Source organism: Microbacterium sp. cf332 (assembly GCF_900102175.1).
Taxonomy (GTDB): domain Bacteria; phylum Actinomycetota; class Actinomycetes; order Actinomycetales; family Microbacteriaceae; genus Microbacterium.
In genome coordinates this window covers 266,120-289,941 of the sequence record NZ_FNKN01000002.1, presented here as the reverse complement: position 1 = coordinate 289,941, position 23,822 = coordinate 266,120, and the positions used below count along the sequence as shown (strand labels likewise).

The window sequence follows — 23,822 nt, the reverse complement described above, 5'->3', positions numbered from 1 at the left end:
GGAAAGCGACCGTGCGGCGCGAGGGGCGCCGCACGGTCGCCGCGGTCACGGGCGCTGGCCGGGGCCGCCGGGGGCGCCGGCGCCCGGCGCCGACCCGCCGCCCATGCCGCCGGCCAACGCCTCTCCGGTCGTCGCCGTGACGCTCGTGCCGCCGCTGCCGGTGATCGTGTAACTTGACCCCGAGACGAGTTCGGCCGACGAGAACACGACGGTCTCGAAGTCCTTCTCGGCGGTGAAGGTCGCGACCACCGCGCCCGCGGCATCCGTGATCTCGATCGTGTCGCCGGCCGAGCCGGTGACCGACGCGGCGAGCCACGCCTGAGCCGACGAGGCGTCGGGCGACTCGGCCATGCCGGCGCTCCCGAGTGCGACGAGCGTGCCGCCGCTGACGTTGATGCCGCCGTTGCTGTCGAGTGCACCGTTGCCCGCTGTCGTCGGTCCCGATACGAGGATGTCGCCGCCGGTGATCGACACGGAGCCGTTCGAGTCGATGCCGTCGCCGCCCGCGTCCACGGTCAACGTGCCGCCCGATACGACGATGGTCTCGCCGGTGTCGGCCATCCCGCCGCCCATGCCGCCGCCGGGGGCGCCTGCCTGTGCGCCCGCGGTCCCCTCGGCGTCGGTCCCGTCGGCGCTCGTCCCACCGGTGCTGGTCTCATCGGCGGAGGCGCTCCCGCTTCCGTTGAGGCCGTCGTCCGATGCCATCACATCGACGGTCCCTCCGCTGATGAGGATGTCGGTGGCCTCGAGCCCCTCGTACGACGACGTGATGGTCACGACCCCGTCGGCGATGGTCAGGGCTGCCTCGGCGTGCACGCCGTCGTCGCCCGCGGCGAGCGTCACCGTGCCGCCGCCGATGCCGATCGAGCCGTCCGAGTGCAGGGCGTCGTCGGTCGCGTCGATCTCGAGTGCACCGCCGTCGATGGCGATGACGACGCCGGCGGTGACGCCCTTCGCCGACGCGTCGGCGTCACTGGAATCGCCGGTGGCCGAGAACGTCGCCGAGCCGCCGGTGACGACGACGTCGGTCGCCGCGGCGATCCCGTCGTCGCCGCTCGCGGCGGTGATGTCGCCGCCCGAGAGCCACACGTACCCGCGGGTCGCCGTGTCATCGTCGCTCTTCATCGCGTCGCCGCCGGCGGTCAGATCGAGCGTGCCGCCCGAGACCACCAGCGCGTCCTTGCCGCGAAGGGCGTCGTCGACCGCGTCGACGGTGATCGTGCCTCCGATGACAGCGAGGTCGTCGGTGCTCGCGATGCCGTCGTTGCCGTTCCCGGCGACATCGAGCGCCCCCGTCCCGGAGACGGTCAGATCGGCGTCGGCGTAGATCGCCGCGTTCGCCGCCGCGTCGTCGGCGTACGAGGATGCGTCCGAGACGGTGTTCGTCGATCCCGCCGCGAGCGAGATCACGACGTCGTCCGCGGTGACGACGGTGATCGCCGGCCCCGCGCTGCTCGAGATCGTCGCCCCGTCGAGGATGAGCACGACCTGGGCGTCGTCCGCCGCGGCGACCTCGACCGAGCCGTCGAGCTCGCCGCTGAGGCGGTAGACGCCCGCCGCCGTGATGGTCACCGTCGCACCGTCGATGGCGACGCCCTCTCCCGTCGTGCTCGCGGTCGTGTCCTCGAGATCGATGTCGACGGCTGCGGCATCCGACCACTCGTCGTCGGTCACGACGGTGGCCGCGTCGTTCGCGGCGAGCACCGCGCTCGACGCGAGATCGGTGTCGACGACGGCAGTGGTGGTCTGCGTCGCGGCGGTGTCGTCGACGGACTGCCCGAGAGCGGTCACTCCGGTGGCGGTGCAGCCGGCCAGCACGACGCCGGCGAGGGCGAGGGGGATGGCGGGCAGGATCAGGCGGCGGCGCATGGCAGCTCCTCGGTTCGGGACGGGGTGGTGGGTCGTGCGTGCGGATGGTGCCGCGCGTCGGAGAAGGCGCCGCGCAGCAGTCGGTCCCAGCGGTTGCGCGGGAGCTCGGATCGGAGGGCTGCGAGCCCCGTGGCGTACTTGCTGACCGAGACGGGACGGTGGCCGGATCGCCACAGCAGTCGGTCGATGGCCGAGGCAGACGAGGGCGACTTCGTCTCGACGATCGCGAGCCCCGGGAGGGTGAAGCCCGCCCCGTTCAGGCCGTCCCAACGCAGTCCGGTGTCGATGGTGGCGCGAGCGGAGCCGTCGGGGGCGAGGAGCGTGCTTCGCGAGTACCGCGTGACCAGCGTCGCCTCGAGTTCATCCGCGCGGCCCGGATCGACGCCGATGGCGACGAAAGCCGCGGTGACCTCCTCGCGGGCGACGTCGGTCAGCGTCGACCGCAGCTCGAGATCGTAGGCGGAGCGCTCCTTGACGGTGGTGCCGCGGGCTCCCCGTGTCTTGATCTCGAGGAACGCCGTGTCGGTGTCGAGGTAGGCCCGCGTCCGCAGCTTGAATCGACGCCGCCGCGGATGAGCCGCCATGCGGAAACTCAGCAGGTCGGGGGTGTCGAAGTACACCGACTCGTAGGCGAAGCGGCGGGCGCAGTCGATCTCGAGGACGCGCGTCGCCGGGTCCATCGTCCGCAGGATCGGGTCGAGCTCGGCGCGGGGCACGACGTACTTCCGGTCGACGCGCGCGAGCAGTGCGGCCTCGGCGACCATCTCATCGAGGGCGACGACGCCGAAGCGGTCGAGGGCGTCCGACGTTGGGTTCACCGGAGAGCCTCGGCCATCGTCCGGTGGGCCGCGCGGGTTCCGGCGTCGAGGCGGAACCGCACGTCGACGAGGGTCGTGTCGTTGACCAGGTCGAGCTCCTGCACGGTCAGTGACGTGACGGTCGCCCCGATGCGCTCGCCGATCAGCATCCGGAGCACCTGCTCGTCGGCCTCGGCCCGGTCGAGGCGGATGATCTGGTGCCGGCTGCGCGCGAGCAGCTTCGGGTGGTCCGCGATCCACAGCACGACCAGGATGAGGCCGATGAGGCCGGCGATGGGTGCGGGATCGGCGGCGGGGAGCCCGGCCATCAGGCCCATGGCGAGAGAGGCGAAGTAGTAGGCGACCTCGCGCTGGGAGATCTCGGACGACCGCAGGCGGATGATCGACAGGACGCCGAAGAGCCCGAGTCCGAGGCCGAGGGCGACCTCTGCGGTGCCGAGCACCGTCGCGACCGACAGCACGCCGACGTTCACGCCGAGGAACGCGACGACCAGGTCGCGGCGGCGGTGACGCCGGTAATAGAGGGCGACGCTGAGGACGACGGCCGCGACGAGGTCGATCGCGATCAGCAGAAGCGAGGGGAGGGTCATGGGTTTCTCCGTGTGTTGTCGGTTGCTGGGATCATTCGAGTCCCGATTCCTTCACCGTTCCTAAGAGGCGCTTTGACGGTGGATTCGATGTCGACGCGGGATGAGGGCGCGGAGCGCGGCGGCGCGAACACGACGGTCCGCTGCAGCAGGTAGCCGAGAGCGAACACGGCCGCCTCGGTCGTCGCCTTCGCGAGCAGCAGGGGCAGGCCGACCGCCGTGAGGGCGGTCATCCACACGACGTTCGAGGCGAGCAGGGTCGCCGCGAGAGCCGCGTACCGGGCTGCCGCCCGCGCCGTGCTCGCGCGATCTCGGCCGGGGGCGAAGACGCGCCGATTGACGGCGAAGTTCAGCGATGCGCTGAGCAGTCTCGCGGCGATGATCGACGGTACGAGCCAGCCGGTGAGCTCGGTGAGCAGCAGCATGACGAGGGTGTCGACGACGAAGGCGCCGAGCGAGGAAGCGGCGAACAGCAGCAGCGGCAGACCCACGCGGATGCTGTCGGCGAGCGGGCGGAAGTGGCTCGATTCGTTTCCGGCGATGTAGACCGTGTCGACGGCGACCTCGCGCGTGCGCCACCCGGCCCGTTGGCAGCGCAGCAGCACGTTCTGCTCGTACTCGAACCGGTCGCCCGGTTGCGCCGTCAGCCACGTCAGCATCGCGGGAGGGATGCCGCGCAGCCCCGTCTGCGTATCGGACAGCGCCCAGCCGGCGGCGACCCGGAAGGCGGCGCGAGCCGCCGTATTGCCCCAGCGGCTGCGAGCCGGGACGTCCGCGCCGTCGAAGCGCCGGCAGCCCAGGACGAGCGCGCCGCCTTCGGCGACCGCTTCGCCGACGCGCCGGATGTCGCGGGGCGTGTGCTGTCCGTCGGCGTCGGCGGTCACGACGATCTGTGCGGGGTCGGTCCGGAGGACGTGCTCGAAGCCGGTGCGCAGCGCGGCGCCCTTTCCTCGGTTCGTCGCGAGAGTCAGCACCTCTGCCCCCGCCTCGCGAGCCCGGGAGAAGACCGGGGCGAACGCATCCCCGCTGCCGTCGTCGATGACCACGACCCGGGCGGAGTCGATGAGGTCGTCGATCAGATCGATGAGCGTGCCCGTGGGTTCGTACGCGGGGATCAGAACGAGCACGGCGTCACTCCGCGATGTACAGGATGTCGCTGGTGCCGCGCTCGCCGCCGTTGGACGGCTGATTCACGACCTCGCCGTCGAAGTACATCGTCGACGAGCCGCCGCCGTCGAGGTTGTAGGCGGTCTCGGCGCCCCAGCCGATCAGGATCTCGGCGAGCTCCGTGAGCGTCGCTCCCCGGCTGTATCCCGGCGAGCGGCCGTCCACGACGACGAAGACGAGGTGGTTCTTGTCGACGACGCCGACGGCGGTGCGGGGCTGTTCGCCCTGGATCGAGTGATTGCCGATGTTCGTGTCGACCTCGACATCCTCGATGTCGTCGACCACCGCGCCGTCGTCGACGAGGGCCGGACCGAAGCTCAGCGTGTTCCAGACCCCCGAGGCGACGAGCTCGTCGGCGGTCGTCTCGGTCTCGTCGTAGAGCCGGACGGATCCGTCGGTCGAGAAGGCGAGCCCGGTTCGAGCGGGCGAGTCGCGGTAGACGACGCCGTTGCGGATGAGGATGCCGGTGTCGCGGAATCCGTAGTAGTCGCCGTTGATCGCGAAGATCGCGTCGTTGTCGGCGGCCATCGCGCTGGTGGTCTCGGTGATGTTCTCGCCGTACTGGTCCTTCGCGAACGCGGAGCGCAATCTGGTCGCCTCGGAGAGGACGACGTCGGCGACGTAGTAGGTCAGGGTGTCGTCGCCCGTGCCGGTGACGACCTGCGAGACGGTGACGCTCGTCGTCCCGTCCGTGTACGTGTCGCCGTCGACGGTGCCCGCCGGATCTCCGGCATCGCCGAGCGCCGCGGGGTCGACGGCGGAGTTCGCGCTCTCGTAGGAGGAGACGTCGGCGATCTCGACGTGCTCGATGAGGAAGCGGTCGGCCGCCCACACGCCGCCGCCGGCGATCGAGAGGGCGAGCACGAGACTGCCGACCATGAGGGTGGTACGAATCGGGCGGGGGTGTGAGGCTGTGCGACGCATTCCTCAGGGATACGTGCGGGATGTCGGCAGGACATCGCGGTCTCCTGAGAGCGGCATTAACGGTGCTCGCCTTTCTCGCATGCGAGCGATATCATCGCCGCATGACGATGAATCCCGCGTTGGTCGGCCGCGAGCCGGCGCAGATCGACGAGCGGGCGACCGAGATCTACGCACACCTGTTCCAGGCGCTCGCCGATCCCACCCGCCTCGCGGTGCTGCAGCACCTGTCCTATGGCGAGCACCGCGTGCGCGATCTGGTGGAGCACGTGGGCCTCGCCCAGTCGACCGTCAGCAAGCACGTCGCGTTCCTGCTCGAGTGCGGGCTCGTGACCCTCCGTCCCGAAGGCCGCTCGTCGTGGTACGCGCTCGCCGAGCCGGACGCGACGGCCGGCCTGGTCGATGCCGCCGAGGCCCTGCTGCGCGCGACGGGCACGCGCGCCACGCTCTGCACCCACCTCCGTCGGCCGCGTCCGGTCGCCGAGGCTGCCGGCTGATGGGCGCCGGGCACGACCACGGCCCCTCGGACGCCGCGGGGTCGGGCGACGGCGCCCCCGGCGACTTCCGTCGGCGCCTCTGGATCGCCTTCGGGATCACCGCCGCGATCGTCGTGACGCAGGCGGTCGGCTCGGTCGTCACGGGCAGTCTCGCCCTCCTGACCGATACCGCCCACGCGCTCACGGATGCGTCGGGACTGCTCGTCGCGCTCGTGGCGGCGACTCTGATGCTGCGTCCCGCCACTGCGCGCCGCACGTGGGGCTTCCGCCGGATCGAGGTGATCGCGGCTCTCGCCCAGGCGGCGCTCCTGCTCGGCGTCGGCGTCTACGCCGCGATCGAGGGGATCCGTCGACTCTTCGAGCCGCCCGAGGTGCCCGCGTTCGAACTGCTCGTCTTCGGCATCGTCGGGCTCGTCGCGAACATCGTCGCGATCGCCCTGCTCGCCTCGAGCCGCGGCGCGAACTTCAACATGCGCGCCGCGTTCCTCGAGGTGCTGAACGACGCGCTCGGGTCGGTGGGGGTCATCGTGGCGGCGATCGTCATCGCGACGACCGGCTTCGCGCAGGCCGACGCCATCGCCGGTCTCTTCATCGCCGGTCTGATCGTGCCGCGGGCCGCGAAGCTCATGCGCGAGACCGGTTCGGTGCTCATGGAGTTCACGCCGCGCGGGCTCGACCTCGACGACGTCCGCGCGCACATCATGCGCCTCGACCACGTGACCGACGTGCACGATCTGCACGCGTCGACCGTCGCGTCGGGCCTGCCGACCATCACGGCGCACGTCGTGGTCGAGGACCGCTGCTTCACCGACGGTCATGCCGCTGAGGTGCTGCAGGAGGTGCGCTCGTGCGTCGCCGACCACTTCGAGGTGTCGGTGCCGCACTCGACGTTCCAGATCGAGAACGAGCAGATACGCGACGACGAACCCGATTCGGTCCGTCACGCCTGATCGTCAGTCGCGGTCGGCGAGCACCGTGCGGACGAGTCGGGTCGAGCCGGCGACCGCGGCGGGCATGACCACGACGGCGCCGAGGGGAACGAGGAAGCACAGCTGCGTCGCGACCCCGAAGCCGAGGAATCGTGCGCGGTGCGCACGGCGCAGTCGGCGCCGTCCCGCCGCCTGCACGCCGCGCGCCGCGAGGGCGCGGGAGGTCAGTTCGTCGGCGAGCAGCCAGCCGGTCAACGAGACGGCCGTGACCGACCCCAGAACGCCGCCGACGACGGGCACGAGCCCGACGAGTGCGGCGATCAGGGCGGCGAGCAGGCCGCGCGCGACGAGCCCGATCGCATCGCCGACGGAGCGCCAGAAGCCGCTCTCGCTGGCGGGCACGGCCCCGCCCAGGTCGGCTTCGGCGGCGCGCCAGATGCGGTCGTAGAAGGGTTCGCCCACCATCAGGGTGAGCGCGGTGAAGGACACCGCGACGAGGACGATCGCCGCTCCGAGCAGGGCGGTTCCGGCCGCGATGCGCACGACGTCCGCCCACAGGTCGGGCCACCGGTCCGCGAAGGGGGTGAGCGCGTCGACGATCTGCGGCAGGAACGCGACGAGGGTGATGAGCCCACCCAGCAGGACGAGCCCGACGATCGCGGCGGGGATGAGGCCGAGCGCCATCACGCCCGGCCGGCGCGACCAGAACCCGAAGCCGCGGCCGAGGTCGGCGGCACCGCGCAGGAATGAGCGCGCGGGCGCGGCGGGCGGGGCGACGGCATCCGGCATGCTGACATCCTGCCTGCAATCCGCGGCGCCCCGCGGCCGGCTCCCTCAACCACAGATCGTGTTCTTGCGCCAGGGGTTGTCGGATCCGGGTCGGGATCGGTGCACTGTTGCGATGACCAACGACACCAGCGCGCCGATCGCGGACGACCGGCCCGGGCTGAAACGGGCCATCGGGACCCCCCTCCTGTTCGCGTTCATCGTCGGCGACACCCTCGGCGCCGGCATCTACACCCTCGTCGGGACGATGGCGAACGATGTCGGCGGCGTGATCTGGCTCCCGTTGCTGATAGCGCTGGTCGTCGCGCTGCTGACGGCGGGAACCTACGCGGAGCTCATCACGAAGTACCCCCACGCCGGCGGCGCGGCCCGGTACGTCGACAAGGCGTTCGGCATCCCGTTCCTGTCGTTCCTCGTGGGCTTCCTGATGATGGCGTCGGGCATCACGACCGCTGCGGCCCTCGCGAACGCCTTCGCCGGCGACTACCTGTCGGCGCTCTTCGACATCCCGGCGATCCCGACCGCGATCGGCTTCATCCTGGTGCTGACCCTCATCAATCTCCGCGGCGTGCGCGAGTCGTTGGGTGCGAACCTCGTCGCCTCGGTCATCGAGGTGAGCGGTCTCGTGATCGTGATCGTGCTCGCGGCGATGGTGTTCGGCAGCGGTGGCGGCGAGCCGGCGCGCATCTTCGAGTTCGCGCCCGACGTGCCGCCCCTGCAGGGGGCCTTCGCGGCGTCGATCGTCGCGTTCTTCTCGTTCCTCGGGTTCGAGGCGGCGGCCAACATGGCCGAGGAGGTCAAGGATCCCTCGAGGTCGTACCCGCGTGCGCTCTTCGGTGCGATCATCACCGCGGCCGTCATCTACCTGCTCATCGCGGTCGGCGCCGTGATCGTCGTGCCGCCCACCGAGCTCGCGACGTCGACCGGGCCTCTGCTCGACGTCGTGAACGCCAGCGGATTCCCGGTGCCGCCGTGGCTGTTCAGCCTCATCGCGCTCGTCGCCATCGCGAACGGTGCGCTGCTGTTCATGGTGATGGCCAGCCGGGTCGGGTACGGGCTCGCCGAGTCGGGCCTGCTGCCGCACGCTTTCAGCCGGGTGCTGCCGAAGCGCCAGACGCCGTGGGTCTCGATCCTCGTCGTCGCCGGCGGCACGATCCTGCTCACGGTGCTGGGTGACATCGGCACGCTCGCCGAGACGACCGTGCTGCTGCTCCTGCTCGTCTTCCTCTCGGCCAACGTCAGTGTGCTGGTGCTGAAGAAGGACAAGGTCGACCACAAGCACTTCTCGGTGCCCCGGGTGGTGCCCGTGCTCGCCATCATCGCGAGCGTCGTCCTTCTGACGCAGCAGACCGGCCCGGTCTGGCTGGGCACGGCGGGCTACATCGTCGTGGGTACCGTCCTGTTCTTCATCGCGCGCGCCGGCCGCCGTCGCTCGGAGCGGAAGGCGGCCGGCGCGGCGGCGCAGGAGTGAGCCGGTTCAGAGGGTGAGCAGCACTTTCGTGGCTCGCCGCTCGTCCATGGCGCGGTAGCCCTCGGCCGCCTCGTCGAGCGGGAGCTCGAGGTCGAAGACCGCGCCGGGATCGATCGCGCCCGACATGATGAGCTCGATGAGCTCGGGCAGGTACTGGCGCACCGGCGCGGGCCCGCCGTGCAGGTGCACGCCCGAGCCGAAGAGCTCGGCGCCGGGCAGTTCGACGTCGTGCGAGACGCCGACGTAGCCGACGTGGCCGCCGGCGCGGGTCGAACGGATCGCCTGCATCATGGACTCCTGGGTGCCGACGGCTTCGATCACGGAGTGCGCGCCGAGCCCGTCGGTGAGGTCCTTGATGCGCGCGACGCCGTCTGCGCCACGCTCCTCGACGATGTCGGTCGCGCCGAACCGCCGAGCGAGGGCCTGCCGGTCGGCGTGGCGCGACATCGCGATGATCCGCTCGGCGCCGAGCTGCTTCGCGGCGAGGATGCCGAGGAGCCCGACCGCGCCGTCGCCGACGACCGCGACGGTCGTGCCGGGCCCGGCCTGGGCGGCGACGGCGGCGAACCAGCCGGTTCCCAGGACGTCGGACGCTGCCAGCAGTCCGCGCACCTGGTGCTCGGTCGGCTCGCCCGGGACGACCACCAGCGTGCCGTCGGCGAGGGGCACGCGCAGGCGCTCGGCCTGCGAGCCCATGCGGCCCATCGCCACGCGGTGGACGCAGTGCGACTGGTAGCCGGCGCGGCAGATCTCGCAGGTGTTGTCGGAGGCGATGAACGAGCCGACGACGAAGTCGCCGACCGAGAGGCTGCCCACGTCATCGCCGATCTCCTCGACGACCCCGACGTATTCGTGCCCCATCGGGGTCGGGCGTCGCAGCGTGTCCTCACCGCGGTAGGGCCAGAGGTCCGACCCGCAGATGCAGGCTGCCGCCACGCGGATGACGGCATCCGTCGGCTTCTCGATGATGGGGTCGTCGCGCTCCTCGACGCGGACGTCGCCGGGGGCGTGCATGATGACTCCGCGCATGGTGTTGTCCTTCCGTAGCGGTGTTCCCATTCCACCCCACCGGGGCCGGGCCGGGGCCGTGCTGGCGAGGCGTGCGGCATGCTGGCATGATGCGGGCTCTCGCGGCGGCCGAACGCCATCAGGCGGGCCTCTTCCTGCTCGCCCTCGCCGCGGGCGCGGCCGTCGGGATCGCGGTGCCCGCGGTGGGCGGCGCGGCCGGGCCCGTGCTCATGCCGGTCCTCGGGGTGCTCCTGTTCCTCACGTTCCTCTCGGTTCCGTTCGCGGGGTTGCGCGACGCCGTGAGCGACGTGCGATTCCTCGTGTCCGTGATGGTCGCGAACTTCGTCGTGGTCCCCCTGGTGGTGTGGGCGTTGTCGAGGTTCGTCGCCGGGGATGAGGCGCTCCTGGTCGGGGTCCTGCTCGTGCTGCTGACGCCGTGCGTGGACTACGTCGTCGTCTTCACGGGTCTCGCCGGCGGTGCCCGCGATCGCGTGCTCGCGGCGACTCCGCTGCTGATGGTCGCGCAGCTCGCGCTGCTGCCCGGCTATGTCTGGCTCATGGCCGCGCCGGGCACGGTCGCCGCGATCGACCCCCGCCCGTTCGTGGAGGCGTTCGTGCTGCTGATCGTGGTGCCGCTCGGCCTCGCCGGGGTGACCCAGGCGCTCGCCGGCCGCTCGGCCCGGGTCCGACGCCTCGCGGGCGGGGTGGGGTCCGGCATGGTGCCCGTGGTGATGATCGCACTGTTCGTCGCGGCGTCGACTCAGACCGCGGCGGTCGGGGCTGCGCTCGCGTCGCTCGCTCCGGTCGTGCCGATCTTCGTCGCCTTCGCGTTGTGCGCCGCGGTCGTCGGCGCGGTGGTCGGACGCGTCGCGAGGCTCGACGCACCGCGGCGGCGCGCCGTGGTCTTCTCCGCGGTGACGCGCAATTCGCTCGTGGTCCTTCCTCTGGCGCTGGCGTTGCCGGGGTCGTTCGCGATGACGCCGCTCGTGGTCGTGACCCAGACGCTCGTCGAACTGGTGGTGATGGTCGTGCTCGTCGCGGTGGCGCCGCGTCTCGTTCGGGATCGGGGGCCGGCGGTCGGCGCGGGGCCGGGGGTGGGGTCGTGATCGTGACGGGGGCCGGGGGTGGGGCCGTGCGTCAGGGGCGGCCGGGTGATCCGCCGCCCGGGGCGGCTGCCGCAGTGGGGGCGGTGCGGGTGTCGACGCGTGCGATGAGCGACACCGTGTAGCCGGATGCGGCGTCGCCGGTGACCGTGGCGAGCTGAAGCGCACCGCCGTCGTCGCCGAACACGTTGTCGGAGTTCAACGTCACCTGCGACAGGTTGCGGGTCGAGCCGTCGTAGGCGGGCAGAGCGTAGACGCTCTCGCAGACGTCCTGGGGCAGTGCGACCTGCGATGTCGCGATCGCATTGGCGGCGTCGGTGATCGAGTTCGCGTCGGGGTAGACCTCGAAGTGGATGTGGGGCCAGCGTCCGGAGTAGCAGGCGGGGACGATCGAGGTGAAGGTCACAGCGCCCGAGCTGTCGGCGATCTGGACGCCGCGCAGGTAGTTCTCGTTCTCGATGCCGCTGGAGTACATCGAGTACCCGCCCGCGGAGTCGCAGTGCCACACGTAGATCGCAGCTCCCACGAACGGGATGTCTCCGCCGGCGGCGTCGAGGACGGTCAGCCGCAGGCTCATGGGCACGCCCTCGGCGGTCGCGCCGCCGGCGAGCGATGATCGGATGTCGCCGCGGACGATTCCCGACTGTTCGAGGATGTCGGGTCCGTTCGAGCCGTCGCCGGGATAGGGACCTGCGGTCTCGTCGGGGATCTCGCCCGCGGGAAGCTCGATCGCGCCGGCCGAGGAACCCGCGTCGGGCGTCGCGATCGCCGAGGGCGACGTCGTCGGCGTGCCGGACGGGGATGTGGACGGGGATGCGGTCGAGCGGGGCGTGCAGGCGGCCAGGGCTGCGGCACCCAACCCGATGCCGGCGAGACTCAGGACGGAGCGCCGGGTCAGCAGGGTGCGGATGTCGAAGGATGCGCCCTGATCGACGATCTCGTCGTCGGCGCGGTCGAGCAGCCGCCCCTCGTAGGCGGGTCCATCGGGCGTCTGGTCGGGCTCGGGGATGCGGGTCATCGCGGACTCCTCGGTTCGGTCGTACTCGAGGATGCCGCTCCTTTCCGGCACGCTGATCGGACCCGGCTATGCGCGCGATATGAGCGGGTCGACAGTGGTGCTCCGTATGTCACAGTGCGGGGCGAACGTCGGAGCGCGCGACCAAGCCTGGGCCGTGCTCAGAACGGAGCCATTCCCTCGGGCACTCGGGCGCGACGGTGGGGCGGTGCATGGCGCTCGCCCCCGAGAGGCCTCGGTGGGGGATCGGCTGTGTCGACGGTGAAGCAGGCGGCCGGTATGGGCACGTCTTCGCGGTACATCCGGCCACCCGGTGAGGTCCACTCCAGAACGCCCCCGCCGAGCTGCCGAACCTGCCAGCTGGTGAACTGCTTCATGGAGTGGTGCCGCTGACAGAGATGCGCGAGGTTGGCGAGGTGGGTGTGCCCGCCGAGGGCGTAGTCGCGGGTGTGGTCGATCTCGCAGCGGATGGCGGCGAGGCGGCATCCGGGGAACCGGCAGTGCTGGTCCCGGGCTTTCAGGAGCTTCGCCATCGCCGCGGTCGGCCGGTACGTGTCGACCTCGACAGGGGTGCGGGTGATCGGGTCGATGAACAGCCGGTCCCATTCGCGGGTCTGTCCGGCGAGGCGGCGGGCGGACTCGGCGTCGATCAGCCCTGCCCCGACGACCTCGGCCGGGTTTTCATCGCCACCGGTGAGCGTTTCCGCGGTGATGGCGACCTGGACGCGCGCGGATCGCGCCGAGCCCGCCGGACCGGTCGGTGCCGGTGGTGGGGTCGACGACGGGCGCGCCGGCGAGGACGAGGTCGCCGAGGATGTCGGCGCGGAGCTGATCCATCGTCCGCGGATCGGGCTCCGCCGCGGCATCCGCTGCGGCATCTGCCGCCGCAGCGCCCGCATCCGCATCCGCCCCGGCGTCCTTGACGGCGTGGCCCATCTGCGTGAGCCGGTCAAAGATCCCCGCAGCGATCACCGTCGGCAGCGTCGCCACGAGGTTCGACATCCCGTCCGGTCCGGGGAAGACCCGCACGCACCGCTCGGCCGCAGCGGCCCGGTGCCGTTCGATGAACGACCGCGGGTGAACCCGCGCCGCCAGCACCTCGAGTGCGCCCTGCACCCGGGAGGGCACGTCCCCCTCGCACGCCTCGATCGCGGCCCGCTCGAACTCGACCCGCACCTCCGCCGGCACACCCGCCCCGGCCCGGACGACCGCATCCACGTGCCCGCGCTCGATGCGCCGCTCCACCCACGCGGCGAACACCGCCGGGTAGTCGTCAACGACGGTCATGGCGTGGTCGATCTCGCGCTGCACCCGCCGGTCCGTGGACCGGGCCATCCCCGCGGCTTCGGCTGCGACCGACCGCAGCTCCATGTCGGACGCCATCCCGCGAACCCCGCCCTGCCGCGCCTCGCGCAACGCCGACCGGCCCAGCACAGCAAGGGCACGCACGTGCGCGACCTCGCCGGCGTGCTTGAGCGTCAACGCCTCCTCGAGCTCGGAGAACGCGGCGGCGTGCGGCGGACCGCCCGACCCGCCCGATCCGCCCGTCTCATCACCCGTTCGCATGTTCCCATCGTGCCACCGGGGTGCGATATAACACCCGAAGAAATATCCAGGTGTGGATAGGTTTTCGGTGCTCGTCGCTGTGCAGGAACCTCCGGTCGACCCCGACCACCCGAATCCGATCTGCCCGTGACACCACCGCGCCCCGGTGCGAGGATGAGCGCACGCGACAGCGCTGTCGCCGGTCCCGAAGGAGGCGTCCCGTGTTCCAGAGCCCGTACCCGAGCATCGAGATCCCCGAGCTCAGCGTCTACGACTACCTGTTCGGTTCCCTCGAGGACGACGACCTCGACCGGGTCGCGCTGATCGACCCCGGGTCGGGAGCGGAGACGACCTACCGTCGACTCCGCGATCAGGTCGATGCCTTCGCAGGGGCGCTGTCGGCTCGCGGTGCCGAGGTCGGCACCGTCATCGCCGTGCTCTGCCCGAACGTCCCGGCGTTCGCGACCGTGTTCCACGGCATCCTCCGGCTGGGCGCGATCGCGACGACGGTCAATTCGCTTTACACGGCGGAGGAGATCCAGAAGCAGCTCGAGGATTCGGGCGCCCGCTGGCTCGTCACCGTCTCACCCCTCCTCGCTCCGGCGGTCGCGGCGGCTGCCGCCGTCGGAATCCCGGACGACCGGATCGTCGTACTCGACGGTGCCGAGGGGCATCCCGATCTGCGCACGCTGCTCGCCGAGGGGCGCACCCCGCCGCCGGTCTCGTTCGATCCCGCGACCCACGTGGCCGTCCTCCCGTACTCGTCGGGTACGACGGGCATCCCGAAGGGCGTGATGCTCTCGCATCGCAACCTGGTCGCGAACGTGCACCAGTGCCGCGTCAGCATCCGCCTCGACCGCGATGACCGCGTCCTCGCGGTGCTGCCCTTCTTCCACATCTACGGCATGACCGTCCTGCTGAACCTGGCGCTCCGACAGCGTGCGAGCCTCGTGACGATGCCGCGGTTCGACCTCGTCGAGTTCCTCCGACTCATCCAGACCTATCACTGCACGTTCCTCTTCATCGCACCGCCGATCGCGGTCGCCCTCGCGAAGCATCCCGTCGTGGACGACTTCGACATCTCGAGCGTGCACAGCGTCTTCTCGGGCGCCGCTCCGCTCGACGGCGAGACGGCGGAGGCCGCCGGTCGTCGCATCAACGCGCGCATCTTCCAGGGCTACGGGATGAGCGAGCTGAGCCCCGTCTCGCATGCGATCCCGCCCGAGCGGGGCGACATGCCCGTCAGCTCGGTCGGCGTCCTGCTGCCGAACGTCGATGCCAAGCTCGTCGACCCCGAGACGGGAGCCGAGCTCGAGACGCACGGCGACGACGGGCTCACCGTCCCGGGCGAGCTGTGGGTACGGGGCCCGAACGTCATGCTCGGCTATCTCGGACGAGCCGATGCCACGGCCGAGACGCTCGACGACGACGGATTCCTCCACACCGGCGACATCGCGGTGCACCATGCGGACGGCTGGTTCGCGATCGTCGACCGGTTGAAGGAGCTGATCAAGTACAAGGGGTATCAGATCGCCCCGGCCGAGCTGGAGGCCCTGCTGCTGTCCCATCCGAAGATCATGGATGCCGCGGTCATCGGCGTTCTCGACGACGACCGTCAGGAGATCCCCAAGGCGTTCGTGGTCGCCCGGCCGGACTCGGAGCTGACCGCAGACGAGGTCATCTCGTTCGTCGCGGAGCACGTCGCTCCGCACAAGAAGGTGCGCCGGGTCGAGTTCATCGACGCGGTGCCGAAATCGACGGCGGGCAAGATCCTGCGCAAAGACCTTCGCGCGCGCGAGAACGCCTGAGCCCGTCCGGGGCGCCGCGCTGTCAAGGGGATGCCGGCGGCGCCCGCACGCGGGCACGATCGCAGCATGAGCGATGACGACGACACGACGCGACACGACTTCCGCGAGGCCGTGAACATGACCCCCGCCGAGCTCGAGAAGTGGCTCGAGACCGACGAATCGAAGAAGGTCGGGCAGAAGGACGGCGGGGGAGAGTCGACCGGTCACCGCTCCGGTCGCCGCATCGTCGATCTGTTGCGCACGAAGAAGGATGATCTGAGCGACGCCGACCTCGAGCACATGCGCAAAGTGGTCGGCTACGTCGACCGGCATCTCGCCCAGCGTCCGTCGGGTGACATCACCGAGACGGCATGGCGGTACTCGCTCATGAACTGGGGACACGACCCCGCGAAGAAGTGACGGCCGCCGTGGCACGCGAGAATGGAGGCGTGAGCATCCCCGCCGCCTCCGGCCTGACCGAGCTGCCCGATCCCGTCTTCGTCCTGGTCGGCGAGGACGGCCACCGCATCGCGACGTATTCGTGGGGCGAGGAAGACCTGCCCACGGTCATCGTGGTGCACGGCTTCGCCTCGAACACGCGCGACAACTGGGTCTCCACCGGGTGGGTCCGCGACCTGCAGCGTGCCGGATTCCGCGTGCTCGGGCTCGACCAGCGCGGACACGGCGCGAGCGACAAGCCGCACCGTCCCTCCGACTACGACCTGCACCAGCTCGCCTCCGACGTCGAGGCGGTGCTCGACACCTACCTCGTCGACACGGCGATGTATGTCGGGTACTCGCTCGGCGCGCGCGTGGGCTGGGAGGTGCTGCAGGACTTCTCGTCGCGCATCACGCGCGGCGTGCTCGGCGGAGTGCCGGACGGCATCCCGCTCGCCCGGCTCGACATCGATCAGGTGCGCGCGCTCGTCGAGCACGGCACCGAGGTGACCGATCCGGTCACGCAGAACTACGTGCGGCTCACCGAGCGCGTGCCGGGCAACGATCTGCGGGCGCTCCTCGCGATCGCCGGCGGCATGCGCGCATCCGGGACGGTCGACCCCGACCCGCAGCATGCGCCGGGCCAGCCCGTCCTGTTCGCGACGGGATCGCGCGACGCGATCATCGAGGGCTCGAAGGCTCTCGCCGCCGCGACGCCGCAGGGTCGCTTCGTCGAGATCCCCGACCGGCACCACTTCAACGCCCCGGGCTCGCGCGTCTTCCGTCAGACCGCGATCGAGTTCCTCACCGCCTGACCTCCCGCCGCGCTGCGGTTTCCCAGACGATGCTCCGCGCCGCGGGCTTCAGGACGATGCGTTGCGGAACGCCTCGCCGAGCCAGCGGTCGTAGGCGAGCCACGGATCGGACGCGGCTGCGCGCAGCGCATCGATGTGCGCCCGCAGCGCCTCGTCGAGGGTGAACCACTCGCCGCCCTCGCGGATCGCGGCGAACTCCCGATGCCGTTGCTGTTCGAGCGCACGCCCGCCGCGCTCGAACGCGAGCACTTCGTCGTGACGGATCGCGGCGAGGCGTCGGCGCGGCTGTTCGCTCGTGCCGATCTTCACGCGGCCGCCGAACCGCAGGTAGTAGACGACCGCGACGACCGGGCGGGGCAGGTCGGAGTCGAACGCGTCGCCCAGACGCCACCCGCAGCGTGTGCAGATCCAGTGCCCCGGGCCGGCGGCGTCCGCCGTCCCGCTGCGTCCGCCGCACACGCGGCACGCGAACGGCATCGCGTTCGCGGCGTCGGGCGCGGATGTCACACCCCGAGCATGCCCCGGACCTCCGACATCGGAAGGGGATGCGGGCCCGACCGGATCCGGGTGAACACCGGCCGGGCCGCGATGCTGTAGCGAGAGCCCGCACGCGGGCGCGCTTGGTATCCCCAAAAGACCAAGTGGCGGGGTTCGGGCTAACCAGCCCCGCAGGTCGTGGTCCTGCAGCATGGTCGAGATTACGCCCGGCGACGACTGTCATGTCCCCCTTTCGGAGGACATGACAGTCGTGCTATGCGGCCTCACGGGTCATGCGCCTTCAGACCGTGACGACGATCTTGCCGCGGGTGTGGCCCTCCTCGAGGCGCGCGTACGCCGCGGCCGCGTCGTCGAGGGAAAACGTCTCGGCGACCTCCACCCGCAGCGAGCCGTCGGCCGCGAGCCGAGCCAGCTCACCGAGCTGCGCGGCGTCCGGGCGCACCCAGATGTAGTTGCCGCCGAACTCCGATGCCGCCCGCGGATCGGCGATCGAGGTGACCACCCCACCCTCGCGGAGCACGTCGCCGGTGGGGTCGAGCGAGGTGCCGCCGGCGAAGTCGAGGACGACGTCGACCCCGTCCGGGGCGAGCTCGCGCACGCGCTCGGCGAGGCCATCGCCGTAGACGACCGGTTCGGCGCCGAGCTCCCGGAGGTAGTCGTGGTTGGACTCCGACGCGGTGCCGATCACCCGCGCACCGCGCAGCCGCGCGAGCTGCACCCCGAACGAGCCGACACCGCCCGCAGCGCCGTGGATCAGCACGGTCGCGCCGTCCGCGACGTCCGACCGCTCGATCGCCTGCAGCGCGGTCAGCCCGGTGAGCGGAATCGCGGCAGCGGCGACGAAGTCGAGGCCGTCGGGCTTGCGCGTCGCGGTTCGGACCGGCACGGCCATGTACTCGGCGACCGATCCGCCGCTGACGACGTCGGCGCGGGCGTAGGCGAGCACGGGGTCGCCGACCTGGAACTCGGGGGTGTCGAGGCCGACCTTCTCGACCACGCCCGCGACGTCCCACCCCGGGACGGCCGGCAGGTGCACGTCGAGCAGGCCCTGCAGGTAGCCCTCGCGCACCTTGTAGTCGACGGGATTCAGACCCGCGGCCACGACGCGCACCACGAGGGTGTCGGGTCCGATGTGCGGCATCTCCCGCTCGGTGATCTCGAAGCGGTCGTTGCCGCCGAATGCGTTGTAGCTCAGTGCCTTCATGACACCCCGCAACGTCGTCGCCGGGGTCGGGATTCCCCCGGGAACCCGTCGAGCGGGCGGTCGCTCGAGCCGGGCGCGTAGAATCGGGGGAATCCCGTTCTGATCCGCGAGAGTACCGCCGTGTCTGCAGCATCCGCCGCCCGCACCTTCGAGGTGCGGCATGTCCAGCTCGCGCGCGCCCTCTTCGCCGCGGTCGCCGCGATCATGATCACGTTCTCGCCCGATCACTCCGCTGCGGTGGGGATGTCGGTGTTCAGCGGTTTCGCGACCGCGACGGCGATCGTCTTCTTCGTGAGCGCCTGGCTCACCAGCCCCGCCGGCCGGCGGGGCGTCCCGATCCTGCTCGGTGTGGTGACGCTGGTCGCCGCGATCCTCGGCGGTATCCCGCCCCTGCGCACGACGGTCGGTTTCTTCGCCGTCGTCATCTCGTGGGCCGCCGTCACCGGGGCGATCGAGCTGATCGCCGGCATCCGCGGTCGTCGATCCGGAGCCCCCGCCGCCCGAGACGAGATGCTCATCGGGGCGGTGGGCCTGCTGCTCGTCGTCGGCCTGCTGCTGGTCAACCCGACCTACCGGCTCGACTACGTCATCGCCGAGGCCGGGGCGTTCACCCTCACCGGCATCACGATCGGCGTGGGGCTCTTCGGCGGGTACACGGCGATCGTCGCCGTGTTCCTCGGCATCGCCGGGTTCTCGCCGCGCCGCGAGGAGTCCGTGCCCGCGGCATCCGTCCCGTCCGTCCCCTCGTCCGATCCGGAGGTCGCATCGTGAGCGGCGAACACCCCACCCGCCGCGAGATCATGCGTCCGGTCCAGCTGCTGGGCCTCGCCTTCGTCGCGGCCGTCTTCTCGGGCGTCATCACGCTCGTCTCGATGGGCGCGTTCCAGTCGATCCCCCGCGAGTCCGTCGAGCGCGCCGTCGTCGTCGCCCTCATCGTGGCGGGCATCGCGTTCATCGCGACGCTCGTCATCATCGCGCTGCTCATGCTCGCGGTCGACCCCGCCCAGGTGAGCAAGCCCGTCGACCGGCCCGTGCTGTACCCCGACGAGTCCGAGACGCCCGACGACCCGGCATCCGGCTCGTCGCCCTCATCGCCGCAGCGCTGAGGGCGCCGTCGAGCGCGCACCGTCCACGCGAAGACGCACCGCCCCCCGAGCGTTCTCGGCGGGGCGGTGCGTCTTCGATGCAGCGGTGTCAGGCCAGGCGCGACACCAGGTCGTCGGCGAGCCCCGCGTAGGTCGCGGGCGTCAGCGCGAGCAGGCGCTCCTTGGCGGCGTCGCCGATGTCGAGGCCGCGCACGAACTCCGCGAGCTCGGGTCCGCCGACCCGGCGGCCGCGGGTGAGGTCCTTGAGCAGCGCGTAGGGGTCGGTGATCTGCGAGCGACCGGCGGCGATCTCGGCGCGGACGACCGTCTGGATCGCCTCGGCGAGCACCTCCCAGTTCGCGTCGAGGTCCTTCAGGAGCACGTCGCGCGACAGCGAGATCTCGGTGAGGCCGCGCTGCAGGTTGTCGAGCGCGAGCAGCGAGTGCCCGAAGGCGACGCCGATGTTGCGCTGCGTCGTCGAGTCGGTCAGGTCGCGCTGCATCCGGCTCGTCACGAGCGTCTGCGCGAGCGTCGAGAACAGGCCGCCGGAGATCTCGAGGTTCGCCTCGGCGTTCTCGAAGCGGATGGGGTTGATCTTGTGCGGCATCGTCGACGACCCGGTCGCGCCGGCCACGGGGATCTGCGCGAAGAAGCCGAGTGAGATGTACGTCCAGACGTCGGTCGCCAGGTTGTGCAGGATGCCGCCGGCGTGACGTACGCGGTCGTAGAGCTCGACCTGCCAGTCGTGCGACTCGATCTGCGTCGTCAGCACGTTGAAGTCGACCCCCAGGCCCTCGATGAACGAGCGCGACAGCTCGGGCCAGTCGACGTCGGGCTCGGCTGCGAGGTGCGCCGACCACGTACCGGTGGCCCCCGAGAACTTCGCGAGGTACTCGCCGCCCTCGATCTGCGTCGCGACCCGCTCGAGGCGCCATGCGAACACGGCGATCTCCTTGCCCATCGTCGACGGCGTCGCGGGCTGCCCATGCGTGCGCGACAGCATCGGCGCGTCGCGGTGCTCGCGGGCGAGGTCGCCCAACGCCCCGATGACGGTGCGGAGCTTCGGCAGCCAGACCTGCTCGACGGCGCGCTTGACGGTCAGGGCGTAGGAGGCGGAGTTGATGTCCTCGCTCGTGCATGCGAAGTGGGTCAGCTCGGCGATCGCGTCGAGGCCCAGGGCCGACAGGCGGTCGCGTACCAGGTACTCGACGGCCTTGACGTCGTGCCGGGTCACCGCCTCTTTCGCGGCGAGCCAGTCGATCTCGGCCTGACCGAAGTCGCGGTACAGGCTTCGCAGCTGCGTCTTCTGCTCATCCGACAGGGGTGCGCTGCCGAAGAGGGAACGGTCGGTGAGAGCGATGATCCACTCGACCTCCACCTCGACGCGGGCGCGGTTCAGGCCGGCTTCGGAGAGGTAGTCGGCGAGCGATCCGACGGCGGCGGCATAGCGTCCGTCGAGCGGGCTCAGGGGCTGCGGGGGCAGAGAGGTCACGAGGCTCCATTCGGTGAAACGGGCGCTCAGGACGTGGTGCGGATCGCGGGTTCGAGCTGCCGGAAGAGCGCCCGGCTCGCGCTCTCGATCATAGCGAGCACCTCGTCGAACATCCCGGCGTCGCCGTAGTACGGGTCGGGCACGTCGAGGTCGCCCCCCGCCAGCGGGTCGTACGAGAGCAGCAGCCCGAGCTTGTCGGTGTCGCCCGTCGTCCGCGCCCAGTTCGACAGCACGCGCTCGTGCGATCGGTCCAGCGCCACGACCAGGTCGGAGCGGTCGAAGTCCGCGAGCGTGAACCGGCGGGCGCGGTGCCCGCCACCGTCGTATCCGCGGCGCTCCAGCGCCTCGAGCGTGCGTCCGTCGGCGGGCTCGCCGACGTGCCAGTCGCCCGTCCCCGAGCTCGCCGAGACGACGCGGTCGCTCAGGCCCGCCTGGTCGACGAACCATCGGAAGACCACATCGGCCATCGGCGAGCGGCAGATGTTCCCCGTGCAGACGAACATGACGCGGAAGGGCTCGGCGCGTCGGGTCACCGTCCCATTGTGGAGGATGCGGCGAATCCTGCACAGATGGCTCGGTGCAGGCGGGCTCCACGGATGTGCGCCGTCCCGGGTGCGATCCGCGTCGCCGGCGTCAGAGTGGCCAAGGTGATCGTCGCCTCCCTCCTCGCCGGGTCGACCGCTCCCGACGCCTCCGACGTGCGCACGCTCGAGCTCATCGGTTCCCTCCGCGGTCGTCTCGTCGTCGCGCGCGATGAGCTCTCCGCCGTCCGTCGCCGCGCCGCCGAGCTCGATCACGAGACCGCCTGGCGCGCTCGCGCGGCGCTCGAGTACCGCCGGAGCCTCGGCGCATGGCGCGAGCGGCTCGCCGAGGCGGCCGCGCGCATGGAGCTGCTCGACGACGAGCTGCGCGGCCTCGAGCGGCGTCTCGCCGAGGCCGTCGCCCAGGCCGGCGTCGCGGGGCAGGGCGCGCGGTGAGCGCGGACGGCTCGCTCGACATCCGCGACGGTGGGGTGATCGCCGTCGACACCGACCGGCTGCGGTCGGCGGCCGCCGAGCTGCGCGCACTCAGCGTGCCGTGCGATGCGCTCCTGCTCGGCCTCGAGCAGATGACCCACGAGCTCGCGGACCATCCGGCCACCGCATGGCCCGTGGTGCCGGTCGCCGGCGGGCTCGCTCGGCTGCTCCGGGAGGCCCGTGACGAGGCCTCGGCGCTCGCCGACACCCTGACCGGCATCGCCGACGTCTACGAGATCGTCGAGCTCGAGGCGGCGCGCCGTGCCGCGGCCGGAGGCGATCCCCGGGTCGGCCGGTTCCTCCGGGGCAGGCTCGTCGACGCGCGCGAACGCTCGCCCGATGCGGCCGCCCGCGCCGATCTGCTGCTCGCCACGTGGACACTGCTGGGTCCCGCCGAGCTCCAGCGACAGATCGGCGGGGCCGGGGCGCCGTTCGGCCTGCTCGGGGGTGCCGCCGTCGCGGCGACGGGTCTCACGCTCGCCGCGGTCGGGGCGCTCGGGCTGGGGCGGGCGCAGGCTGCGGGGGCGTCGGGGTTCGCGGGGCTCGCCGGCGGGGGACCGGGGGTCTCGGCGCCGCTCGAGATCGTCCGGTCGGCATCCCCGACCACCCCGTCGCCCACCACGATCGCCGCGCTGGCCGAGCGTGTGCCGCGCGCCGAGGATCAGCTGCGCGTCGAGCGGTACGAGCGTGCCGGGGGTGGCAGCCGCTTCGCGGTCTATGTCGCGGGCACCCGCTCCCCGCTCGGCTTCGGCGGCGTCGAGCCGTTCGACATGGCCTCGAACGTCCGTCTCTACACCGGCCGTGCATCGGCGTCGTACGAGGCGGTCGTCGCGGCGCTGCGGGCGGCCGGCGCTCGACCGGGCGACACCGTCCTCGCCGTCGGGTACTCGCAGGGCGGGGCCGTCACCTCGCGCCTCGCGCTCGACGGCCCCTTCCGCGTCGTCGGCAATGTCACGTTCGGCTCGCCCGTGCAGGCCGATCCCGGTGAGCGGGTGCTCGAGGTCACCGTGCGTCACACCGACGATCCCGTGCCCGCACTGCAGTCCGGCGGGCATCCCGACCGCGCGGGCGCGCCCGGCAGCATCGTCGTCGAGCGGGTGGCCGACCCCGCCCCGAGCGTGACCGACCTCGCACTCGGCGCCCACGCGATCGACGCTTACGGCGAGACCGCCGCGCTCGCCGACGCCTCGGGCGATCCCCGCGTCGACGACATCCACGAGCGGCTCGAGGAGTTCCTCGGGGCGGAGCCCGCCGAGGTCACGACCTACCGCGTGCGACGGCCGGGGTGAGGCCGACGGCCGAGGTGAGGTCAGTGGCGGTCGCGGTCGCGCTCGCGGCGGGGCCGGAAGAGGATGCCCGCGACCCAGTTGATGAGCGCGATCACGATGGCCGCGAGCACCGCGAGCCAGAAGTCGCCGATCCGCAGTCCCCAATCCCAGCCCGAGGTGACCCAGCCGGTGAGCCACAGCAGGAAGCCGTTGATGACGAACGAGATCAACCCGAGCGTGAGGATGTAGAGGGGGAACGCCAGGACCTTCAGCACGGTGCCGACGATCGCGTTGACGACGCCGAAGATGAGGGCGATCAGCAGCAGGGTGAGCACGAGCTGCAGATCGTCTCCCGGCGGGAACGCGACGACCGACACCTGCAGCGAGGGAATCAACGTCACGATCCAGATCGCGAACGCATTGACGATCAGACGGATGACGAGGCTCATGGTGCCGTCAGTCTCGCACGGACGCCGTGATCCGTCATCCGGGCGCGTCGCCCG

26 protein-coding genes are annotated in these 23,822 nt (G+C 71.4%); 11 read left to right on the top strand and 15 right to left on the bottom strand.

What is annotated here, in order from left to right:
• Window positions 1-45 precede the first annotated feature (45 nt).
• The 5 genes from BLT21_RS08475 to BLT21_RS08455 are packed head-to-tail and all read right to left on the bottom strand — an operon-like array spanning window position 46 to window position 5,320.
• Window positions 46-1,869: a carbohydrate-binding domain-containing protein gene (locus BLT21_RS08475; protein WP_091501025.1), complete on the bottom strand. Its 1,824-nt coding sequence runs from the start codon at window positions 1,867-1,869 to the stop codon at window positions 46-48.
• Window positions 1,854-2,687: a polyphosphate polymerase domain-containing protein gene (locus BLT21_RS08470; RefSeq protein ID WP_091501022.1), complete on the bottom strand. Its 834-nt coding sequence runs from the start codon at window positions 2,685-2,687 to the stop codon at window positions 1,854-1,856. Before BLT21_RS08470 ends, BLT21_RS08475 begins: the two co-directional genes overlap by 16 nt.
• The gene (locus BLT21_RS08465; RefSeq protein WP_091501019.1) at window positions 2,684-3,277 is read right to left on the bottom strand and encodes a DUF4956 domain-containing protein; all 594 of its coding nucleotides are present in this window, start codon (window positions 3,275-3,277) and stop codon (window positions 2,684-2,686) included. Before BLT21_RS08465 ends, BLT21_RS08470 begins: the two co-directional genes overlap by 4 nt.
• Entirely contained in the window at window positions 3,274-4,401 is a 1,128-nt protein-coding gene (locus tag BLT21_RS08460; protein WP_091501017.1) for a glycosyltransferase, read from the bottom strand. Before BLT21_RS08460 ends, BLT21_RS08465 begins: the two co-directional genes overlap by 4 nt.
• 4 nt (window positions 4,402-4,405) lie before the next feature.
• Window positions 4,406-5,320, bottom strand: a complete 915-nt coding sequence (locus BLT21_RS08455) for a phosphodiester glycosidase family protein (RefSeq protein WP_371113433.1) — start codon at window positions 5,318-5,320, stop codon at window positions 4,406-4,408.
• A gap of 146 nt (window positions 5,321-5,466) precedes the next feature.
• On the opposite strand from BLT21_RS08455, the gene BLT21_RS08450 reads away from it, so the two are divergent.
• Complete coding sequence (locus BLT21_RS08450; RefSeq protein WP_091501013.1) at window positions 5,467-5,859, top strand: ArsR/SmtB family transcription factor; 393 nt, start codon at window positions 5,467-5,469, stop codon at window positions 5,857-5,859.
• Window positions 5,859-6,809, top strand: a complete 951-nt coding sequence (locus tag BLT21_RS08445) for a cation diffusion facilitator family transporter (RefSeq protein ID WP_091501011.1) — start codon at window positions 5,859-5,861, stop codon at window positions 6,807-6,809. Before BLT21_RS08450 ends, BLT21_RS08445 begins: the two co-directional genes overlap by 1 nt.
• Window positions 6,810-6,812: 3 nt before the next feature.
• On the opposite strand, the gene BLT21_RS08440 is transcribed toward BLT21_RS08445, so the two are convergent.
• Window positions 6,813-7,577 (bottom strand): EI24 domain-containing protein, encoded by a 765-nt coding sequence (locus BLT21_RS08440; protein WP_091501009.1) that lies wholly within the window; start codon window positions 7,575-7,577, stop codon window positions 6,813-6,815.
• Between the two features lie 112 nt (window positions 7,578-7,689).
• On the opposite strand from BLT21_RS08440, the gene BLT21_RS08435 reads away from it, so the two are divergent.
• On the top strand, window positions 7,690-9,045 hold the full coding sequence (locus BLT21_RS08435) for an APC family permease (RefSeq protein ID WP_091501007.1): 1,356 nt from the start codon (window positions 7,690-7,692) through the stop codon (window positions 9,043-9,045).
• A 6-nt stretch (window positions 9,046-9,051) separates the two neighbouring features.
• Here BLT21_RS08435 and BLT21_RS08430 read toward each other — a convergent pair whose 3' ends face one another.
• Window positions 9,052-10,074 carry a zinc-dependent alcohol dehydrogenase family protein gene (locus tag BLT21_RS08430; RefSeq protein ID WP_091501005.1) on the bottom strand — a complete coding sequence of 341 codons (1,023 nt, stop codon included), beginning with the start codon at window positions 10,072-10,074 and terminating at the stop codon, window positions 9,052-9,054.
• Between the two features lie 86 nt (window positions 10,075-10,160).
• Between BLT21_RS08430 and BLT21_RS08425 the strand changes: the two genes are divergently transcribed.
• Window positions 10,161-11,159, top strand: coding sequence for a bile acid:sodium symporter (locus BLT21_RS08425; protein WP_091501003.1), 999 nt, complete (start codon window positions 10,161-10,163; stop codon window positions 11,157-11,159).
• A gap of 31 nt (window positions 11,160-11,190) precedes the next feature.
• Here BLT21_RS08425 and BLT21_RS08420 read toward each other — a convergent pair whose 3' ends face one another.
• The 3 genes from BLT21_RS08420 to BLT21_RS08410 form a co-directional block, all read right to left on the bottom strand.
• Window positions 11,191-12,174, bottom strand: a complete 984-nt coding sequence (locus tag BLT21_RS08420) for an intradiol ring-cleavage dioxygenase (protein WP_091501000.1) — start codon at window positions 12,172-12,174, stop codon at window positions 11,191-11,193.
• Window positions 12,175-12,332: 158 nt separating this feature from the next.
• The gene (locus BLT21_RS08415; RefSeq protein ID WP_091500998.1) at window positions 12,333-12,704 is read right to left on the bottom strand and encodes an HNH endonuclease signature motif containing protein; all 372 of its coding nucleotides are present in this window, start codon (window positions 12,702-12,704) and stop codon (window positions 12,333-12,335) included.
• 148 nt (window positions 12,705-12,852) lie between these two features.
• Window positions 12,853-13,737, bottom strand: coding sequence for a DUF222 domain-containing protein (locus BLT21_RS08410; protein WP_091500996.1), 885 nt, complete (start codon window positions 13,735-13,737; stop codon window positions 12,853-12,855).
• Window positions 13,738-13,937: 200 nt separating this feature from the next.
• On the opposite strand from BLT21_RS08410, the gene BLT21_RS08405 reads away from it, so the two are divergent.
• The 3 genes from BLT21_RS08405 (at window position 13,938) to BLT21_RS08395 (ending at window position 16,756) form a co-directional block, all read left to right on the top strand.
• Window positions 13,938-15,524 carry an AMP-binding protein gene (locus BLT21_RS08405; protein WP_091500994.1) on the top strand — a complete coding sequence of 529 codons (1,587 nt, stop codon included), beginning with the start codon at window positions 13,938-13,940 and terminating at the stop codon, window positions 15,522-15,524.
• 66 nt (window positions 15,525-15,590) lie between these two features.
• Window positions 15,591-15,923 (top strand): DUF3140 domain-containing protein, encoded by a 333-nt coding sequence (locus BLT21_RS08400; protein ID WP_091500992.1) that lies wholly within the window; start codon window positions 15,591-15,593, stop codon window positions 15,921-15,923.
• A gap of 29 nt (window positions 15,924-15,952) precedes the next feature.
• Window positions 15,953-16,756 (top strand): alpha/beta fold hydrolase, encoded by an 804-nt coding sequence (locus BLT21_RS08395; RefSeq protein ID WP_256335996.1) that lies wholly within the window; start codon window positions 15,953-15,955, stop codon window positions 16,754-16,756.
• A 48-nt stretch (window positions 16,757-16,804) separates the two neighbouring features.
• Here BLT21_RS08395 and BLT21_RS08390 read toward each other — a convergent pair whose 3' ends face one another.
• Together BLT21_RS08390 and BLT21_RS08385 are read right to left on the bottom strand one after the other, a co-directional pair.
• On the bottom strand, window positions 16,805-17,263 hold the full coding sequence (locus tag BLT21_RS08390) for a GIY-YIG nuclease family protein (protein ID WP_256335995.1): 459 nt from the start codon (window positions 17,261-17,263) through the stop codon (window positions 16,805-16,807).
• A 271-nt stretch (window positions 17,264-17,534) separates the two neighbouring features.
• Complete coding sequence (locus BLT21_RS08385; RefSeq protein ID WP_091500988.1) at window positions 17,535-18,458, bottom strand: NADP-dependent oxidoreductase; 924 nt, start codon at window positions 18,456-18,458, stop codon at window positions 17,535-17,537.
• Window positions 18,459-18,578: 120 nt separating this feature from the next.
• On the opposite strand from BLT21_RS08385, the gene BLT21_RS08380 reads away from it, so the two are divergent.
• Window positions 18,579-19,229: an acyl-CoA synthetase gene (locus BLT21_RS08380; protein WP_176786846.1), complete on the top strand. Its 651-nt coding sequence runs from the start codon at window positions 18,579-18,581 to the stop codon at window positions 19,227-19,229.
• The gene (locus BLT21_RS08375; protein WP_091500985.1) at window positions 19,226-19,564 is read left to right on the top strand and encodes an amino acid transporter; all 339 of its coding nucleotides are present in this window, start codon (window positions 19,226-19,228) and stop codon (window positions 19,562-19,564) included. Before BLT21_RS08380 ends, BLT21_RS08375 begins: the two co-directional genes overlap by 4 nt.
• An 88-nt stretch (window positions 19,565-19,652) precedes the next feature.
• Here BLT21_RS08375 and purB read toward each other — a convergent pair whose 3' ends face one another.
• Both purB and BLT21_RS08365 read right to left on the bottom strand, forming a co-directional pair.
• Window positions 19,653-21,035, bottom strand: a complete 1,383-nt coding sequence (gene purB, locus BLT21_RS08370; protein ID WP_091500983.1) for an adenylosuccinate lyase — start codon at window positions 21,033-21,035, stop codon at window positions 19,653-19,655.
• Window positions 21,036-21,061: 26 nt separating this feature from the next.
• Window positions 21,062-21,502 carry a low molecular weight protein-tyrosine-phosphatase gene (locus BLT21_RS08365; RefSeq protein WP_371113440.1) on the bottom strand — a complete coding sequence of 147 codons (441 nt, stop codon included), beginning with the start codon at window positions 21,500-21,502 and terminating at the stop codon, window positions 21,062-21,064.
• A gap of 180 nt (window positions 21,503-21,682) precedes the next feature.
• Between BLT21_RS08365 and BLT21_RS08360 the strand changes: the two genes are divergently transcribed.
• Together BLT21_RS08360 and BLT21_RS08355 are read left to right on the top strand one after the other, a co-directional pair.
• Complete coding sequence (locus BLT21_RS08360; protein WP_143024956.1) at window positions 21,683-22,012, top strand: hypothetical protein; 330 nt, start codon at window positions 21,683-21,685, stop codon at window positions 22,010-22,012.
• The gene (locus tag BLT21_RS08355) at window positions 22,009-23,340 is read left to right on the top strand and encodes an alpha/beta hydrolase family protein (protein WP_091500979.1); all 1,332 of its coding nucleotides are present in this window, start codon (window positions 22,009-22,011) and stop codon (window positions 23,338-23,340) included. Before BLT21_RS08360 ends, BLT21_RS08355 begins: the two co-directional genes overlap by 4 nt.
• Before the next feature lie 20 nt (window positions 23,341-23,360).
• Here the strand turns inward: BLT21_RS08355 and BLT21_RS08350 are convergent, their stop codons facing one another.
• A complete protein-coding gene (locus BLT21_RS08350; RefSeq protein ID WP_091502170.1) occupies window positions 23,361-23,768 on the bottom strand; it encodes a phage holin family protein in 408 nt (135 codons plus the stop codon).
• Between the last annotated feature and the right edge of the window lie 54 nt (window positions 23,769-23,822).

Coding starts and splice junctions, on each gene's coding strand:
- BLT21_RS08475 (WP_091501025.1), bottom strand. CDS start 1,869: ATGCGCCGCCGCCTGATCCTGCCCGCCATCCCCCTCGCCCTCGCCGGC.
- BLT21_RS08465 (WP_091501019.1), bottom strand. CDS start 3,277: ATGACCCTCCCCTCGCTTCTGCTGATCGCGATCGACCTCGTCGCGGCC.
- BLT21_RS08455 (WP_371113433.1), bottom strand. CDS start 5,320: ATGGTCGGCAGTCTCGTGCTCGCCCTCTCGATCGCCGGCGGCGGCGTG.
- BLT21_RS08450 (WP_091501013.1), top strand. CDS start 5,467: ATGACGATGAATCCCGCGTTGGTCGGCCGCGAGCCGGCGCAGATCGAC.
- BLT21_RS08445 (WP_091501011.1), top strand. CDS start 5,859: ATGGGCGCCGGGCACGACCACGGCCCCTCGGACGCCGCGGGGTCGGGC.
- BLT21_RS08440 (WP_091501009.1), bottom strand. CDS start 7,577: ATGCCGGATGCCGTCGCCCCGCCCGCCGCGCCCGCGCGCTCATTCCTG.
- BLT21_RS08435 (WP_091501007.1), top strand. CDS start 7,690: ATGACCAACGACACCAGCGCGCCGATCGCGGACGACCGGCCCGGGCTG.
- BLT21_RS08430 (WP_091501005.1), bottom strand. CDS start 10,074: ATGCGCGGAGTCATCATGCACGCCCCCGGCGACGTCCGCGTCGAGGAG.
- BLT21_RS08425 (WP_091501003.1), top strand. CDS start 10,161: ATGATGCGGGCTCTCGCGGCGGCCGAACGCCATCAGGCGGGCCTCTTC.
- BLT21_RS08420 (WP_091501000.1), bottom strand. CDS start 12,174: ATGACCCGCATCCCCGAGCCCGACCAGACGCCCGATGGACCCGCCTAC.
- BLT21_RS08415 (WP_091500998.1), bottom strand. CDS start 12,704: ATGGCGAAGCTCCTGAAAGCCCGGGACCAGCACTGCCGGTTCCCCGGA.
- BLT21_RS08410 (WP_091500996.1), bottom strand. CDS start 13,737: ATGCGAACGGGTGATGAGACGGGCGGATCGGGCGGGTCGGGCGGTCCG.
- BLT21_RS08400 (WP_091500992.1), top strand. CDS start 15,591: ATGAGCGATGACGACGACACGACGCGACACGACTTCCGCGAGGCCGTG.
- BLT21_RS08385 (WP_091500988.1), bottom strand. CDS start 18,458: ATGAAGGCACTGAGCTACAACGCATTCGGCGGCAACGACCGCTTCGAG.
- BLT21_RS08365 (WP_371113440.1), bottom strand. CDS start 21,502: ATGGCCGATGTGGTCTTCCGATGGTTCGTCGACCAGGCGGGCCTGAGC.
- BLT21_RS08350 (WP_091502170.1), bottom strand. CDS start 23,768: ATGAGCCTCGTCATCCGTCTGATCGTCAATGCGTTCGCGATCTGGATC.